Raw genomic sequence first — 16,711 nt, 5'->3', positions numbered from 1 at the left:
TGTCTTCCGAGGCGCGGTCCTGAGCAAAATGGCAGGGCAGCTATAATGGAATTGCGATGTGTTCTAGTGATTGATGGCGGTCATTCGAACATGACGGAGACGGACATGCTTCGGGATCAGATCGGTGGCAGCTGGCATATCTTGAAGGGCAAAGTCCGGCAGCGGTGGGGAATGCTCACCAATCAGGATTTGGACCACCTCACCGATGGCTACGAGGAAGAGCTGAGCGGAAAGCTTCAAAAGGCTTACGGAATCAGTAAGAAGGAGGCTGACGAGAAGCTCAGGGAATGGTACCGGGTACGCAACGAGCCGCAGGATACCGATACCAGCGCAAATCCGCCTTGCAGCCCATTGTCCTGATTGCCTGAGGGCTCCTGAGTCCCTCCGGGCCCTGTTGGGTGGATCGCGCTGGAGGTTGCGTTCCCGGCGCCGGTTCAGGAGGAGACAAGCACCGCGGGCCTGACATGAAAGCCGCTCTTTTCGGCCCGGCCATCCGATGGCCGAGCGACGCTCTTCCTGTGCTTTGCCTCAAGGCGCAGCTTCCCCGAGCGCATAGACGCTCGCGTTGATCAGTCCTTTCCTGGCACCGCCTCGATAAAGACCCGCCGCAGGCCTTCCGCCGTAGCCGGTTGCGGGTTGCCGGCCGCAGACGGATCGATTTCGGCCAGCCGGCCAATCTCCTCTGCCCGGGCGGCGTCCACGCCCAGCTCCATGAGTGTGCACGGAATACCCAGATGCTCGCGAAAGCGCAGCACCCAGTCCAACACGGCATCGAAACCGCCGTCACTCATACCAAGCGCCTGGGCCACGGGGGGCATGCGCTCGGCAATGGCCTCACGGTTGAAGCGCATCACATAGGGTAGAAGCACGGCATTGGTCAGCCCGTGGTGCGTGCCGTACAGCGCGCCGACCGCATGGGCGAGGGCATGCACCGCGCCGAGCCCTTTTTGGAAGGCGAGCGCCCCCATGCTCGCCGCGGCGAGCATGTGCGTGCGTGCTTCCAGATCACCGCCATTGCGGTAGGCGCGGGGCAACGCTTCGGCGATCAGCCGCATGCCCTGCAGGGCGATGCCCTCGGCCATCGGGTGAAAGCCTCGCGCGCACCACGACTCGAAACAGTGTACGAAGGCGTCCATACCCGTGGCCGCCGTGACCCACGCGGGCAGCCCCACGGTCACCTCGGGGTCCAGTATCACCGCTTGGGGCAGCATGCGGGGGTGAAAGACGATTATTTTGCGCTGACGTGCCGGGTCGAGAATCACCGCGGCGCGTCCCACCTCGGAGCCGGTTCCCGCGGTCGTGGGAACGGCGATCACGGGTGCAATGGCGTCGGCGTCCGCCCGCCGCCAGTTCTCGCCCACGTCCTCGAAATCCCAGATCGCTCGCTGCTGGCCCACCATCAGCGCCACGGCCTTGGCGACATCCAGCGCGCTGCCGCCGCCGAAGGCCACCACCCCATCGTGAGCGCCGCGCTGATAGGCCGTAACGCCGGCGGCGACATTGGCCTCTACGGGGTTGCCCTGGGCCTCAGCGAAGAGCACGGCGGCGAAACCCGCGCCGCGGAGCGCGCCGAGCGCCTCGTCGATCATCGCCAGCGAGCGTAGACCGGAATCCGTGACCAGCAGCGGCCGGGAGATACCGACATCCTGGCACTGCCTCGGCAGCTCGGCGCGCCGTCCCGGCCCGACCAGTATGCGGTTGGGAAAGCCCCAGTCGGCGGTCACGGCCGCCGGATCAAAACCCTTTGTCCCCATACGGCCCCCATTCCTATCCTGCCTGCGCCCCCCCTGCAAGGGCTCGGCGCTAAAGCTTGAGGTTGAAGCTCTTCGGGCGCGTGAGCTGCCCGTAGCCGAGTACCGAGAGCGTGCAGCCTCGCCCGCTGAGCTTGACCCCGGTCCACGCCAGCGCCGGATCGAGGTAATCGCAGCGGTTCATGAAAACGGTTCCGGTCTCCAGAGACTCGCCGATACGCTCGGCCGCCGCCACATCGCGAGTCCACAGGGAGGCGCTCAGGCCGAAGGCGCTGTCGTTCATCAGCCGTACCGCCTCCGCATCCGAGCGCACGCACATCACGGCGACCACCGGAGCGAAGCTCTCCTCGCGCATCACGCGCATGCCGTGATCCACGTCCACCAGCACCTGGGGTGCCAGATACGCAGTGTCCGGGGCGTTGGCAGGGAAGGATGCCGGATCGATCAATGCCCGTGCACCCGAGTGCACGGCGGCGGCGATCTGCTCCCGCACGAAAGCCGCCGCGGCGGGCCGGACCACCGGACCCAGCGTGGTGCCCCCGTCGAGCGGGTTGCCGAGCACCAATCGTCGCGCCTCGCTGACCAGCCCTGCCACGACGTCCTCGTAGACCGCCTCGTCCACATAGACCCGCTCCAGCGAGCAGCATGATTGGCCGGCATTGAAGAAGGCGCCATCGGCAATGCCAGGCACACTCACCGCGAGATCCGCATCGGCGCGCACGTAGGCAGGATCCTTGCCGCCGAGCTCGAGTGCCGTGCCGGCAAAGCCCTCGCCGGCGGCGACCGCCCGCTGCACCTCCCGGCCGCCGCGCACCGAACCGGTGAAGCTCACCAGGCCCACCGCCTCGTGGCGCATCACGGCGGCGGCGGTATCGTGACTGAGGTTCATGGCCTGAAACACGCCCTCGGGCAGCCCGGCCTCGGCGAGCAAGCGGGCCAGGCGTTCGGCGCAAAGCGCGGTTTGCTGTGCCGGCTTGAGGATCACGGCATTGCCGGCGAGCAGCGCCGGCCAAACGGAGTTCACCGCCGTGAGGTAGGGGAAATTCCAGGGCACGATGGTGAACACCAAGCCGATGGGCTCGCGGCGGATGAAGCGGCGAAATCCGGGCTTCGCCCCGGGTTCGATGTCCGCGAACGCCGCCGGCGCGAGGTCGATCATGTAACGGGCGCGCTCGGCGAAGCCGTCGGTCTCCGCAGCCCCCTGGCTCACGGGACGGCCCATCTGCCAGGCGAGCTCCTCGGCAACGCCGTCGCGCTCCGCGATGAGCCCGTCCACGGCGGCGGAGAGAATCTGCTGGCGCTGCGCGAGTGAGGTTTCGCGCCAGTCACGCTGGGCCGAGGTGCTGCGGGCGAGGGCGGCAAGCGCCTCGGTGCGCTCGGCGAGCGGCCGCTCGGCATAGACCGAACCATCCACCGGGCTGATGATCTCAAAGGTCTCTGTCACGGTCGCAACCTCCCTCTCTCGGAGCCGGTCAGAGCCGCTCGAACCCGCGGTAACGCTCCCAGTCCGTCACCGCGGCCTCGAAGGCGTCGAGCTCCACCTGAGCCATGTGCAGGTAATGCTCGACCACATCGGCGCCGAACGCTTCCACGGCCAGCTCGCAGCCGGCGAAAAGATCCCGGGCCGCGGCGAGTGTACGCGGCACGTGAGGCTTGTCGGCCTGGTAGGCATTGCCGGTGAAGGCGGGCTCCAGCGGGAGCTGATGATCCAGGCCGTGGATGCCGGCGGCGATCATCGCGGCGAGTGCCAGGTAGGGATTGACGTCTCCGCCGGGCACCCGGTTTTCGATTCGCAGCGACGGCCCGCGCCCGACCAGACGCAGAGCGCAGGTGCGGTTGTCGCGGCCCCAGGCGACCGCGGTGGGCGCGAAGCTGCCCGCCATGTAGCGTTTGTAGGAGTTGATGTTGGGGGCGAAGAACAGGGTCATCTCCCGCAGGCCGGCCAGCAGGCCCGCGACGAAATGCTCGCCGAGCGCGGACAACCCATGGTTTTCGGCCATCACCGGGGTGTCGTCCGCCGAGCGCACGCTGAGATGGATATGACAGGAGCTGCCCTCGCGGGCGTTGAACTTGGGCATGAAGGTGAGCGCGTAACCTTCCTGAGCGGCAATTTCCTTGGCGCCGGTCTTATAGATGGCGTGGCCGTCGGCCGCTTCCAGTGCCGGGCGGTAGCGGAAGTTGATCTCGTGCTGGCCGAGGTTGCACTCGCCCTTGGAGTCCTCCACCGCAAGTCCCGCCCCCCGCATCTCATTGCGTATACGCGATAGCAGCGGCTCCAGGCGCGCGGTGTCGAGCAGCGCATAGTCGACATTGTAGTGATTGGCCGGGGTGAGATCGCGGTAGCCCTTGCGCCAAGCTTCCTCGTAACTCTCGCGGAAAACGATGAACTCGAGTTCTGTGCCGGCATAGGCGGTGAGCCCGCGCTCTTCCAGGCGCGCGATCTGGCGGCGCAGAATCTGGCGGGGCGAGACCGTGACCGGCGAGCCGTCCTCCCACTCGAGGTCGTTCATGACGAGCGCGCTGCCCGCGTGCCAGGGAATAGAACGCAGCGTGGCGAGATCCGGCGCGAATACGAAATCGCCGTAGCCCGTCGCCCAGGACGCATGTCGATAGCCGGCCACGGTATTCATTTCCACATCCACGGCGAGCTGATAGCAGCACCCTTCGGCCTTGTGCACGATCACCTCGTTTAGGAAATGCTCGGCGGTCAGGCGCTTGCCCTGCAAGCGCCCTTGCATATCGACCATGGCGAGCATCACGGTATGGAGCGTTCCGGCCTGCGCGCCGGCACGAATGTCTTCCAGCGTCAACTGCCCTCGGTGCGCATGATCGGACATGTGGCTATCCTCTCGTCGCTACGAATCCCGTGTTTTTCAAGCGGACCGTCATCAAACCATTCTGCGCCAAGACGCCGCGGCCGCGCCACGGCAGGGCTCATGGCACCCTCGTCCGGCAACCTGAGGTCGCGAGGCGGACTCATACCCCCAATGGAACAGGTGCCAGCGCCGAGCGGCCGCCGCCGTCGGCCCAGCGCAAGGCGCGAAGCCGTGCCAGCGACGCCTCGCTACGGGTGGCCAGCGGCACGAGCGGCTGAAAATGGTGGACGGCGAGCCTGTTCCTATCTAAAAAAGACGGGGTGAAGCCTTGAGAGATCGAACATGCAGAATTTTCCTCATCAATACAAAGTTGCCGCGAGTGCAGGCCCCGAGGGGGACGTTCGCCTTACGGGCGATGGACTCGAGCCCTTGCCTTCCGCACCCTCCGTGGAGTTTGACGGGCCCGGAGGTCGGTGGTCACCTGAAACATTGTTAGTGGCCGCCATTGCGGATTGCTTTATGCTCAGCTTTCGGGCGAGTGCTGCGGCGTCCCGGCTGTCCTGGACGGCCTTGCAGTGTGAAGTGAGCGGGACGCTCGAGCGCAGCGAGGGTAAGGCGAAGTTTACGCAGTTCGTGATCCACGCGACGCTGGAGGTGGCCCCCGAAGCGAACGAGGATCGCGCTCAGCGAATCCTTCAGAAAGCAGAAGAGAACTGTCTCATAACGAACTCACTGCTCGGCGCGACGCGGTTGAAAGCAACGGTGTCGAGGGGCGCCTAGGCATCGCGATCGTACGCTTGCCATTGCGCACCGTGGTGGACCTAACCCGCCCGGAGCGGGTTAGAGTAAGCATGCATCATGCCAACCTCACGCGGCGGGGGGAAGAAGCGAGGTATAGCCGCCCGGGTGCCATGGCTTGGTGCCGTTGAAAAATTTACTCAGAACCGGCTGATACGTCATGCCGGCCCGTAGTACAGGGAAGGCTTAAACAGGCCGTTCTCGACAGAACGTAGCCCGAGCTAATGGATTACGCCGAGAGTCCCGAACGCCCAACGCAGCGTGTATTCGCAATAATAAATTTAATCCTGGTCGGGCTGGGCGCGGCGGTCATGGCCGGTTGGTACCTGAAATGGCCGAGCGTCGTGCGGTTGAGCCCGTCGTTCGTGCCGATGCAGTTCAATACCGCGGTCGGGGTTGCGCTCGCCGGGATCGGATTGCTTGCCGGGGCTTTCCGCCAGCGCGTGCTCGGTTTCGTGGCCGCCGTGCTGGTTTTCCTCCTCGGCGCCGCCAGCCTTTTCGAGGATGTAACCGGCACTCGGCTCGGCATAGACACCCTCTTCATTCACCACTTCATCACGGAGATGAGCTCCGCTCCGGGGCGGCCCTCGCCCAACTCGTCGTTCGCATTCGTCTTTCTGGGCGCGGGGATTGCCCTGTTCGCCTTGGATACGCACCATCGCTGGGTACGCTGGGCGGTGGGGCTCATCGGCAGTGCCACGACCACCATGGGTGCCGTGCCTCTGCTGGGCTATCTCACGGGGGTCGAGGCCGCCTTCCGGCTGGTAAGTCACACGGGAATGGCCCTGCCCGCGGCAGTGGCGTTCCTATTGGCCGGGGTGAGCCTCACGGGATTTGCCGCGCGTCGGACGCAGCTTGCGATGCCGGATCGGCAGATCGATTGGGCCCCGTGGGCGGCGAGCTTGTCCGTGCTGGTCGCCGCGGTATTTCTCTGGAGCGGATTGCGGGCGAATGAGGCGGCTTACGCGACCCGGCGTTTGGCCGCCGAAGCCTATTTCCTGCGCCAGGCGATTGCCGCTCCGATTCGCGAAGACCTCGAGGCGTTGCAACGGATGGCCTGGCGAATGGAAGGCGACAGCGTGCCGCCGGGTGCCCGGTGGCAGTCGGATGCACAGCGCTATCTCGAAACCGACCCCTACTATGCTTTGCTGTGGGCCGACCGGGACTTGGCGGTCCGCTCCGTGATCACGGCCGTGCCCTCGGTTGATTCGAAGGCGCTGCGCCTGCCGGCGATCGACGATCTCTCGAGCGGTTCGCCGGTGAAACTGGGCGGCAGGCAGCTATTCCGCTCTTCGGTGACCGAGTTGTACGACAAGGGCGGCTCCGGCTTCTACGTGTTCATGCCGATACGCCAGGGTCAGGACGTCGTGGGTTATTTCATCGCGCTCGTCGACCTCAAATCCGTGCTTTTACCGCTGGCCGAAACGTATCTACAGCGCGGTTATCGGTTCGTGCTTTTCGAAGACGGGCACAGGTTGGGGCTCGGCGCGGCCTCCGAAGCGTCCGCATCGCGGCATTCAGCCGATTACGAAGTGACGATTCCGGTCGCCGGCAAGGACTGGCGACTGGCCATATACCGCGTGCCGAAGGGGACGGCGGCGATCAGGACGGCTTTGCCGGAGACGGTGCTCGTCCTTGGCCTGGTGCTGGCCATGCTGCTTGGTATCGCGCTGCGCAGCCGCCAGCTTCTGGCCATGCGCGCGAGCGACCTGACGCGATCGAAGCAGGGGCTGGAGAAGGAAATCGCTCAGCGCAGCGAGGAGCTCTCTTATCTCGCCACCCACGATTTGCTGACCGAGCTGCCGAACCGGATGCTCTTCAGTGAGCACCTGCGCCAGGCATTGGCGGAAGCGGATCGAAAAAGCCGGCGATTGGCGGTTATCTGTCTGGCGATCGACTACTTCCAGGAAGTCAACAACAGCCTGGGGCACGCCGCCGGTGACGATCTGCTGCGGGCGTTCTCCCGGCGCGTGGCTCAGTGCCTGCGCCGCAGCGATGTCCTCGCGCGCCTGGGCGGAGATGAGTTCGTCGTCCTGTGTCCGGATTTGGGTGCCTTCGACCGCGCGGTTGGTATCGCGGAGAAAATTCTCGGCGCCATGGGAGAAGGCTTCCAGGCGGGCTCAAGTGAGGTCGCGGTGACGACGAGCATCGGCGTGGCGCGGTATCCGGACTCCGGCACGACGGCCGAGGCGTTGATACAAAACGCCGACGCGGCGATGCGCCAGGCCAAGGCCGCCGGGCGCAACACTTATGTGCTCTACGGGCCGGAGCTGGGAGAGGCGGCGCTTGCCCGCGTCGACCTCAGGCGGGCATTGCGCTATGCCGTTCGCAACGGCGAGTTGCGGGTGCACTACCAGCCCCAGGTATCGCTCGCCGACGGCCGTATCGTGGCCGCGGAAGCGCTGGTGCGCTGGGATCGCCCGGGATACGGCCTGGTGCCGCCGAACAGCTTCATCCCGCTGGCCGAAGAGAGCGATCTGATCGTGCAGATCGACAGCGAGGTGCTGCACCACGTGGCCGCCGACCTGCAGCGCTGGAGCGAGGACGGGCTCGCGCTGCCTTGGGTCAGCATCAACATTTCCGCCCGCCAGCTCTACAAGGAGCGGCTGCTCGACGATTTTCGTGAAATACTGAACAGTTACCCGGCGGCGCGCGGGCGCCTGGAAGTGGAGTTGACCGAACGTCTGCTCGTCGACGCCATTCCTCAGAACCGCCGCGTCCTCGATGCCCTGATCGATCTGGGCGTAAGGTTCGCCATCGACGATTTCGGTACCGGCTACTCGAGCTTCAGCTATTTCCGCGATTTTCCCATCCACACCCTTAAAATCGACCGCAGCTTCATCCAGCAACTCGCCGAGGAAGCCGTCGATGCGCGAATTACGCTGGCCATAATCGGGCTGGCGAAAACTTTTGACATTTCGGTCGTAGCCGAAGGAGTGGAGCTTCCGGCGCAACAGCGCTTCCTCTTCCAGCACGGGTGTACCCGGGCGCAAGGCTGGCTGTTCGGCAAACCCATGCCCGGCGATGAATTCATCGACTATTACAAACGCGCCCGAGCGTGATTCCGCCTCGCGCCGTGCTCATGTGTGGTGGGGGTTGTGGTGCTGTACGCAAACGCACTCTTACGGGGAAATCGGGCGATGCGGCTACTTCCAGCTAATGTTGGATGTTTGGCGGGCCTGAGTGGGCGAATGCACCTCCGGCAGCCGTCCGCGCCGCCCATCGGGATTACGGCGAAGGGCAAATACAACCCAAAGTTCTGGATTTGTTCGCGAAATACTCTTGACCTGCCGAAGAGTCGCAGGCAGTCTCTGATGCAAAATGCTGCAAGACGAGCAGTATCTGCAAGGATTCGGGCTCAGGCAGGGGCGATTTGATATCGCGGTTACGGGACTTGGCCTGATCGTCGAGGTCAAGGTGATGCGCAGTACGAACGAAATCAACAAGCTGGAATCGGAAATCGCCGCCGATCTGGCGCTGTATTTCAAGGACGGCAATCCGTTCAGGGCAATGATCGTCTATATCTACGACGACCGGGACAAACCGAAGCCGGAAAATTACCCCGCGATCCGCGACGCTTTCAAGCGACGCAGCGAGCGCATTGTCGATGTCGTCATCGTGCAACGCAACGGCGCAGCATGATTCCGGGCCGCAAGGCGCGCAAATAGAGCCCCGGGGCCGGCGATCATTCGAGTCGATCATTCGAGTGATGCGGCGGTCATACCGCGCATCCGTTCCAGCACCTTCTCGGTTCCCGCAATCACCAAATGCGTGCGCGCCCGCGACAGCGCGACATAAGGAAGCTCCGTATCGATCACGGTGCCCGGCGTCGCCGCGATCACGACGACCGGGCGTTCAAGCCCTTTGAAGCGCCTGATGCTGTCAACGATGATCCGGCCTTCGGATTGCTCGTCGCAGCGCGCGGTACGAAACTCGCCCAGGCGGTTGCCCGGCGCGATTTTGTCGATTGCCGCCTCTGTGGCGACCAGAACTGCGATGTCATCGGGCGACACGCGTTCGAGTGAATTCAGCTTTGCCACGCAGTCGGAAATTCGGTGCGCGAGCGCGTCCGGCGCATCCGCCTTGATCCAGTGAACCTCGACGCCTTCGGGACCGACGGCCTCGATTTCATGGCCGGTATAATGCTGGCGAACCAGCTCGTGGATGTGCCGCGTGTTGCGCAGGTTCAGCGTGAGGCGGATCGGAACCAGGTCAACGTCTTCGGGAAGTTTGATCGCGCTCGCGTATACGCGCTGGTTGTTGTCGTAGAATATCCGGAATATCCCCCGGCCTTCGGGATCGAGGCCCGACTCGACGGCCGTCCACCACAGCGGCAGGAAGTCCTGCCCCTCATCGACGATGATCGCATCGTATCTTTCGTCCGGCAGCCGCTCGAATGCCTGCATCAGGAGTTCGGGCCAGATTTCTTCGAAGAGCTGTCTTTCCGGGATGCCTGCCGGACGCGGGATGTCCGCACGACGGGTCATTTCCGCGCACAGCTCATGGAAGGTCATAACCGAAACCGGCGGGCCGTCCTTGAGCCGGTGGCGGGTTTCTGTCGCCAGACCGCGGTTGTAGCAAACGAACAAGGTGCGGAGGCTGCTTTCTGCGCAGCGCCTAGCTTCTTCCATCGCCAGCACGGTCTTGCCGGTACCGGCGCCGCCACTGATCGCGGCGCGCGGCACCGCTTCTATCGCACGCAGGATATGAAACTGCTGCCGTGTCAGCACCTGAAGCGCGGCATCGTCGCGGGACAGCACCGTGCCGAGCGGCGTGCGAAGCTGGAACGGCTTCGCGAGGATTTTTTCAAGCGCCTGAACGCCGTCCCGGCCCAGCTCTTTCGTGCGTCCTTCATCGCGCGGCGCATCGCCGAAGCGCTCAAGAATCCAGTCCCGGAACCCGTCCTCGAACCGTTCGGCGAAGCAGAATATGCGCAGTGGCATGTCCGCACCGATGTCGCCGGGCGGCGCGGAGGAATGCGGCAGCACGACGCCGTGCCGCGCCCGGATGCGCCGCGACGTCCAGTGCGGCGAGACGTTCAGCTTCTTCAGCAGTTCGTGCTTCGCGCTTCTGGCTTGGTGCACCGGGTTCTTGATGTTGTGCGTGAGCTTCCAGCGATCGCGGCTCGTCCATCGATCGGCGCGGGGATCATAGGCGACCGCGCCGCCTTTCACTTCGATCGTCAGCATCCCGCGTTCGGCGTGCGCGACGATTAAATCGCATTCGCCGTCGATTTCCTCGCCATCGAGTTTCAGCCCGAGCCACGGCCGCGAATAGAAGACGACGAAGGAGTCATCCAGCACGGCTTCCAGCCGTCTGAACACCTCGCATTCGGTGCTTCGCAGCATGTTGCCTGTGACATCGGGCGGCAGCGTTCTCGGCCACATCACCGCCATGTCACGTCCTCGGAACAAGCGGCGAGAAGAATCCGACTTCGTCCTTGTCCGGCAGGCCGACGAGCACGGCCCGGTCCAGGAAGCGATTGTATTCCTCGCAGGCGGTCTCCGGCGCGAGGACGCAGGCATGACAGGCGGCAAGGGACAGGCGATCGGCGCCAGAGATCATGCCTTCGATGCACAGCGGATCGGAGGAACACCATTCCATCCCCGCAATCGCCGCGCCGACGGCCCGTTCGATGCGATGGGCTTCGCCCTGGCGCTGCAAACCGCCGAGCGTGCCGTCGGAATCGGAGGTGGCGGTATAGATCAGCAGCCCTGCCATGCCGTCGGTCCCGTCGCTCACATAGAGACGTTCGCGCAACGCGGCGGTTGAGTAGCCGCACTCCAGCGTGAGCTGGCGCATGAGCGCATGGGCGAAGCTGTGCGCCAGCAGGTAGCGCGGCGTTATCGGCCAAGCGGGCTCGCCTTCGCCGTACCGCCGGTGCCATTCGATCCGCCACGCTTCATCGACGCTTTGCGCGCGCGACGCCACATAATCCTGCGTCTCCCAGGCACGGAGCGTGTTCTGGTTGAAGGCGAGGAAAATGCCTTCGCCGCGGACCTCCACCGCCGGGAGCCAGCCGGGATCGCCGACGGCGATCGCCGCGATGTCCGGGCTGTCTTCGTCGCCCGGCGGATTGATCCGCGTGAAGCCCTTCAGGGCGCGCACCTCGCGAAGCCGGACCACGCGGACGATGTGGCTGAGAAACGGGCGCAGCCTGTCGGGCACGGGTACGTTCCGCACCTCGAATTCCCGCGCGTCGCTGTCCCGCGTGTCCGTGCCTGAGACGAACTGTCTGTATTCCTCCTGGCGGATGTTCAGGACGGCATCGTCGTTGTATCGGGTCAGGCGAGCCTCGATATGCCGAGCAAGCTCGTCGGGGCTCAGGCCGAGTTCCCGGAGAACCGGTTCGAGACCGCCCTTGGCGAGGATGCGGATAAAGGTGGCGCGATCATTGGGCTCTGTCTCGACAATGTCGTTCCAGTAGACTCCGACCGCTTCCTGTATTGCATCCGACCACGGCGGAATGCTGAGCGCCGACTCGATCACCGGGAAATACAGGTTCGATGCACCGCGTTGCAGCGCCCGCGGTTCGCAATCGCATGTCTCGTTCGCTGCGGCGAGCCAGGGCCGCCGTCCGCGGCAGCGGAAACCGCGCCAAGTCTGGGCGCTGAATACCCCGTCCATCGAGCGCCGCGCCCCGCAGTCGCGGCAGCTCAGGATCAATCCGGCGAGGCCCGGCCGCTCCGACCTGAGATAGAGATCGGCGCGGTCCTTCTTCTTGCAATCGGCCTTGTGTCCGACCCAGATATGCCACGGGAAATCGTCCAGATGTCCCTTGGGGCAGGCCATGACGAAGCGGGTCGGCACCGCGAATATCCTGCGCTGGCCCGGCGCCTTGCGCGTGCAGCCCGCGCAATAGCGACCGGCCCGGCCGGGGTCCTGCGACCAGCGCCCCGCCGGGGCGAGACGGTCGCATTGTGGGCATTGCAGCCATTCCGGAAACCGTGCCGCGACGAGCGTGCGACCGTCGGGATTACCCTGATCGTCCCGCCAGTTTTCATCGACGACCGGCGGCAGACGGAAACCGCCGACGGAGAGCTTTCGCTGCAAACGCGGCTCGGTGATTCTCTGCGGATTGACCAGCCCCGCCGGCGGGAAAGACCTGTCCCATTCTTCGAGCCCCGCCGCGACGGCGGATACGGGTGCGCCGTCGGCGCGGAAGTCCACGACGGAACCCGGCCCGAAGGTCATGACGGCGGCGCTTCTGCGCAATTCTCCCAGCCGGTAATTTGCCATCGCCGCTCCCCCCGGATGTCTGTTCGCGCAGCCATTCGGCGAGCCTGAACCTTGTTGCGGCCTCGACGCTGCGCATGTTGTTCAGCGTCGGCCAAGCTTCGCCCGGCATGCGCCCCATCGCCCGAAGCGTCGCAGCGCGTTCCGCATCCTGAAGCAGCGAGCTGCGGACCTGCCGGCTCCAGTAGCTTCGCGGCGCGCGGAACTCCCAGGTGTCGAGACAGCGCTCCAGCTCCAGTCTGACGGCCGCTTCCTGCGGATCGATCGCCGCGGCGCGTCCGACGATGTCGTTTATGAGGACTTTCGCGGCATCGGTCGCATCGTCGTCGAGCGCCGGCCGGTCGATCATGCCGGGCGCCAGATGACGCACCAGCGCCACCAGCACCGCGTGCAGTGCGCGGTCGCGCGCCCGCGATGCGAAGGGCGTCACGCTGGTCGGTTCGACATCCCGGTACAGGGTTTCGTGCCAGGTCGGGAAGCCTTCGTAATGCGACCGGTCGCGGGCCTTGGCATTGTTGAGCACGGCGACGACGAGCCCCGGCACATCGCCGCGCCCGACGCGGCTCGTCGCCTGGATGTATTCGGCGATGCCTTTCGGCTGGCCGTTGACCAGCATCAGGCCGAGACGCGGAATATCGACGCCGACGCTGAGCATATTCGTCGCAAGCACGACATCGAGTGCACCCTGATCTGCGGCGCGGATCGCGAGCCGGTCCAGCATGTCCCGGACTTCGGCCTGCGTGCGCCTGGAGGTCAGCTCTTCGGTGAACTCAGGGCGACGTGCGTTCTCGCCGCGCCGTTGCGCGAGCAATGCCAGGCTGTCGTTCACGTCGTCCTGCATCAGGACGAGCGCGCCGCCCAGCTCGCGCAGTGAGTTGAAATACGACACCAGCGTCCAGTACGGGTCGCGGGCGGCGTCATCCGACGTGCCGCCGAAGGCGGACTGGAGAAGCGATGCGGCCACGCCCTGGAGGGGGAATTTCGCCGATCGGCCTGCCGTCGTGACGCCTGCATAGACGCGGCCGGGCGCGTCGCGGTCCAAAACGGCGAATGCGGAATCAGAGGCGTCCAGAAATGACGGCGGGAACTGTTCCGTCTCGCGGTCGAACAGTGCAGCCACCTGTTCGGAGGCGCGCCGGATCGTCGCCGTGGAGCCGATGATCTTCGGGCGCGCTCCGCGCGCGGCGAACATCCGGTCGATCGCGACTTCATACAGACCGGCGACCGTGCCGAGTGGCCCGGAAATCAGATGCAACTCGTCCTGCAGGATCAGATCGGGCGGCGTGCCGGCGTCCAGCCCGAACAGGCCGTTGACTTCCTTGCGCCGGACGATCTGCGCGAACTTGACGAACGTGCCGATCAGCAGCGTCGGTCGCATCCGGTACACATACTCGTCCACGGTCCAGACCGGGAGCGGTGTATCCGGATCGAACAGGAGGCAGTCTTCCTTCTCGCAGTGGACGTGAATCGCGTTTGCCTGTTCGTCGTGTTTCCAGGTCAGCGGTTCCCGACACGTCGGGCAATGCACGAGCTGCTTCGGCGCCGGCTGGTCAGCCGCGCCGCCGAGCGCCGCGGCGGCATTGCTGACCCGGTTCGGTACGGCATCGCCCCCGACCCAGAGACCGATCGAGAACGGCGTGTTCCCCAGTTCCCGGCGCGATACGCCCGCTTCGCGGATGCGTCCGCGTCGGATCGCCTCGCAGGCGAGCAGGACGGAGGCGGCGCGCGTAAACTGCTGGGTGGTCAGCAGGCGCAGCGTGTAGCGCATGATGGCGGCGACACCGTCCCCCGCGTCCGGATCATCGCCCGCGGACAGCCTTCTGTAGAAGGCGAGGAAGGCGATGAGCGCAAGATAGGCTTCCGTCTTGCCGCCGCCGGTCGGGAACCACAGCAGGTCCATGATCCGGCGTTCCGGATGCTCGCGGTCGACGACGGATGCTGCCGCAAGAAGGATGAAGCCGAGCTGGAACGGCCGCCACGCAAGGGGACCGCGCGCGCTTTTCTCGGGATCCCAGCCGTGCTGCATGTCCATCGCGAGATTGGCCAGACGAAAGGCGCGGGACATCGCGGCGTTTTCGGCGATACGCGCGGCACCTCCGGCGATGCGGGCATGGACCTCGCGACAAATCGCGATGTTCTTTTCGGCCTGGTTTCGGAATTCTTCGGGAAGCGAAGGCACTTCCGCTTCCCTGTTTTCGAGCCAACGCGCATAGGCGGCGGGGAGCTGTTGCAGGGCATCGCCGAGCTCGTCCGGCGCGGCCATCGCCAGCCACCGCGCCGAGAGCGGCTTGAGCGGTCCGTTTCCGCGCAGTGTGTCGAACACCTCGTGGCCGGCCGCGCTGGTCGCGGGCACCGTGGCCGTGGGAATCCAGCTCGTGGCGACCATGTCGGCTGTCGCCGGGTCGGTCCCTGTCTCCCATTCAACCGAGCAGGTGTGACCGGTCGCGAACTCATGGGCATTGCGGTATAGCAGCGCCGCGGCGCGATCGTCGTCATCAAGTACCGGCCGCCGCGACGGCCGCGCCACCAGCACGGTGCCCGGCCGGGGACGAACCTCGACACAGGTCTGGAACAGCGTCAGTCGCTCGATTCCGTCGTGGCCTTCATCTTCATCGGGCTCGGCCTGGTTCAGCAGCGTGACGGTGGCGAGCGTACCGCCCGACCACGGCGCGGTGCGCATGTGCAGTCGCACGCCCGCCGGCGCGCCGTGCGGTTCGAGATCGACGAAGCGCGACGCATCGTCCAGCGTGATGCCGTCCACCGGTATGTCATGCGCCCGGCGTCGCCATTCCGTGCGCCGCCGCGCACGGCCGCCGCCGTTTTCCTGTTCCCCGGCGCCCGACTCGTCGGGAACGACGGGCTCGTAGGTTGCGAAGCGGACCGTCACGTCGAGTCCGGGGGACCCTCCCTCCGCCGCGCGTGCTGCGAAGGACACGCCCGCCGAACACGGGCGCACAAGAACGGCCAGCCAGACTTCCTCTTCCTCGCCGCCACCGTCGGATTCTGTGTCATCTCCTCCGGACAGGCCGAGGCGTTCGTCTACCACCGAGCCCATGCGGGTTTCGCGCGGCACCAAAATGCCCGTCAGAGACTCGGCCGCGGGGCGCGAGGTCAGGACCTCGTCCGCCGTATACGGCCCCACCAGATCGCATCTCAGCCTGTCGAGAAGACTGTCACGCATTTCGCCGCCTCCCTCGTCCGCGCGCAAAAGGGAAGAACGCCGTGCTGTAGCCCAGCACCAGTGGCGCCAACATGATCCCGCTGCTGCGCCACGGCTCAAACAGCGTCTCGCCGTCCGGCGCATCCGGCGGCAGGACGATCGTGCGCACCCCGCGCACATGCAGGTGCCGGAATCTGTCGGGCGGCCGCCGCCGGTCGCCGCCGAGTTTCGTCTGAACGGCGTTTGCGACGGTGAACAGGTCGGAGTTCACCGCTTGCGACAGGACTGCAAGGCATTGCCCCTGTCCGTCTTCTTTTAGCCTGTACACGAAACCGGCGTCGCGGTCGCTTTCGGCGACCAGCGACACGGTTTCGTCCGCGAAGCTGCGAATCCGCGTCTGCGCGGCGCGCACCGCGCCGGGGCTTGCAAAGAAACCTCGGCCCACCAACCCTTCGGCCCCGATATCGGCGTCATGGCCGATTTCGACCTGGGCGCGCGGCTTGTTGTTCTTCGTCTGAAGACAATACGCCCTGCCGGAGGCCTCGACCCGGCTTGCGAATTGTCTCCAGCCGCGGCCGACCAGCAGCCGCGAGCGTCCGCGCGTCGCGCCGACGAATACGACCCGCGCTTCTTCGTCCTGGTCCACATTGCGGCCCTGCATGTCGGACAGCATCAGATGCACGGTGTCCGCTTCTCGCCCCTTGGATGCATGAATCGTGCCGACGATGGGGCCATGCAGCCCCAGTTCGGCATGACACAGTTCCGCGGGCGGCTGTTTGCGCCCAAGGCGCTGCCGCAACAGGCGCATCTCCACGACAGTCTGCGTCCGGCCCGCAATGCGCACCAGATGCGCCCACGCGTCATCGGCGTCGCAGGTCGCGAGCGACGTATCGTGCACCTTTTCGGCCCACAGGGCTATGAACCTGTCGCGGTTCAGATCGGCATCCGTA

The 16,711-nt window shown here is 65.4% G+C and carries 10 protein-coding genes and 1 pseudogene; 4 read left to right on the top strand and 7 right to left on the bottom strand.

Going from position 1 to position 16,711, the window contains the following annotated elements; translation table 11 throughout:
• Window positions 1-105 precede the first annotated feature (105 nt).
• Complete coding sequence (locus tag AC52Q4_RS14105; RefSeq protein ID WP_495537434.1) at window positions 106-360, top strand: CsbD family protein; 255 nt, start codon at window positions 106-108, stop codon at window positions 358-360.
• A 209-nt stretch (window positions 361-569) separates the two neighbouring features.
• Here the strand turns inward: AC52Q4_RS14105 and AC52Q4_RS14100 are convergent, their stop codons facing one another.
• The 3 genes from AC52Q4_RS14100 to AC52Q4_RS14090 are packed head-to-tail and all read right to left on the bottom strand — an operon-like array spanning window position 570 to window position 4,588.
• Window positions 570-1,754 carry an iron-containing alcohol dehydrogenase gene (locus AC52Q4_RS14100; RefSeq protein WP_495537433.1) on the bottom strand — a complete coding sequence of 395 codons (1,185 nt, stop codon included), beginning with the start codon at window positions 1,752-1,754 and terminating at the stop codon, window positions 570-572.
• A gap of 49 nt (window positions 1,755-1,803) precedes the next feature.
• On the bottom strand, window positions 1,804-3,195 hold the full coding sequence (locus tag AC52Q4_RS14095; protein WP_495537432.1) for an aldehyde dehydrogenase family protein: 1,392 nt from the start codon (window positions 3,193-3,195) through the stop codon (window positions 1,804-1,806).
• 28 nt (window positions 3,196-3,223) lie between these two features.
• Window positions 3,224-4,588 (bottom strand): glutamine synthetase family protein, encoded by a 1,365-nt coding sequence (locus AC52Q4_RS14090; protein ID WP_495537431.1) that lies wholly within the window; start codon window positions 4,586-4,588, stop codon window positions 3,224-3,226.
• Between the two features lie 321 nt (window positions 4,589-4,909).
• Between AC52Q4_RS14090 and AC52Q4_RS14085 the strand changes: the two genes are divergently transcribed.
• The 3 genes from AC52Q4_RS14085 (at window position 4,910) to AC52Q4_RS14075 (ending at window position 9,007) form a co-directional block, all read left to right on the top strand.
• On the top strand, window positions 4,910-5,347 hold the full coding sequence (locus AC52Q4_RS14085) for an OsmC family protein (protein ID WP_495537430.1): 438 nt from the start codon (window positions 4,910-4,912) through the stop codon (window positions 5,345-5,347).
• Window positions 5,348-5,676: 329 nt separating this feature from the next.
• A complete protein-coding gene (locus AC52Q4_RS14080) occupies window positions 5,677-8,427 on the top strand; it encodes a putative bifunctional diguanylate cyclase/phosphodiesterase (RefSeq protein WP_495537429.1) in 2,751 nt (916 codons plus the stop codon).
• Between the two features lie 259 nt (window positions 8,428-8,686).
• Window positions 8,687-9,007, top strand: coding sequence for a PD-(D/E)XK nuclease domain-containing protein (locus AC52Q4_RS14075; protein WP_495537428.1), 321 nt, complete (start codon window positions 8,687-8,689; stop codon window positions 9,005-9,007).
• 56 nt (window positions 9,008-9,063) lie between these two features.
• On the opposite strand, the gene AC52Q4_RS14070 is transcribed toward AC52Q4_RS14075, so the two are convergent.
• The 4 genes and pseudogenes from AC52Q4_RS14070 to AC52Q4_RS14055 form a co-directional block, all read right to left on the bottom strand.
• Complete coding sequence (locus AC52Q4_RS14070; RefSeq protein ID WP_495537427.1) at window positions 9,064-10,761, bottom strand: nuclease-related domain-containing DEAD/DEAH box helicase; 1,698 nt, start codon at window positions 10,759-10,761, stop codon at window positions 9,064-9,066.
• A gap of 1 nt (window position 10,762) precedes the next feature.
• Window positions 10,763-12,559, bottom strand: a complete 1,797-nt coding sequence (gene drmB / locus AC52Q4_RS14065) for a DrmB family protein (protein ID WP_495537426.1) — start codon at window positions 12,557-12,559, stop codon at window positions 10,763-10,765.
• A gap of 604 nt (window positions 12,560-13,163) precedes the next feature.
• Window positions 13,164-13,442: pseudogene (locus AC52Q4_RS14060) on the bottom strand (helicase-related protein); the annotation flags it as partial.
• 2,332 nt (window positions 13,443-15,774) lie between these two features.
• Window positions 15,775-16,711: hypothetical protein (locus tag AC52Q4_RS14055; protein WP_495537425.1), on the bottom strand; the 937-nt coding region annotated here is incomplete at its 5' end.

This window comes from Nitrococcus sp. (genome assembly GCF_059432795.1).
Note: the sequence above shows the minus strand (reverse complement) of the source record. Positions and strands in the feature narration are given on the sequence as shown.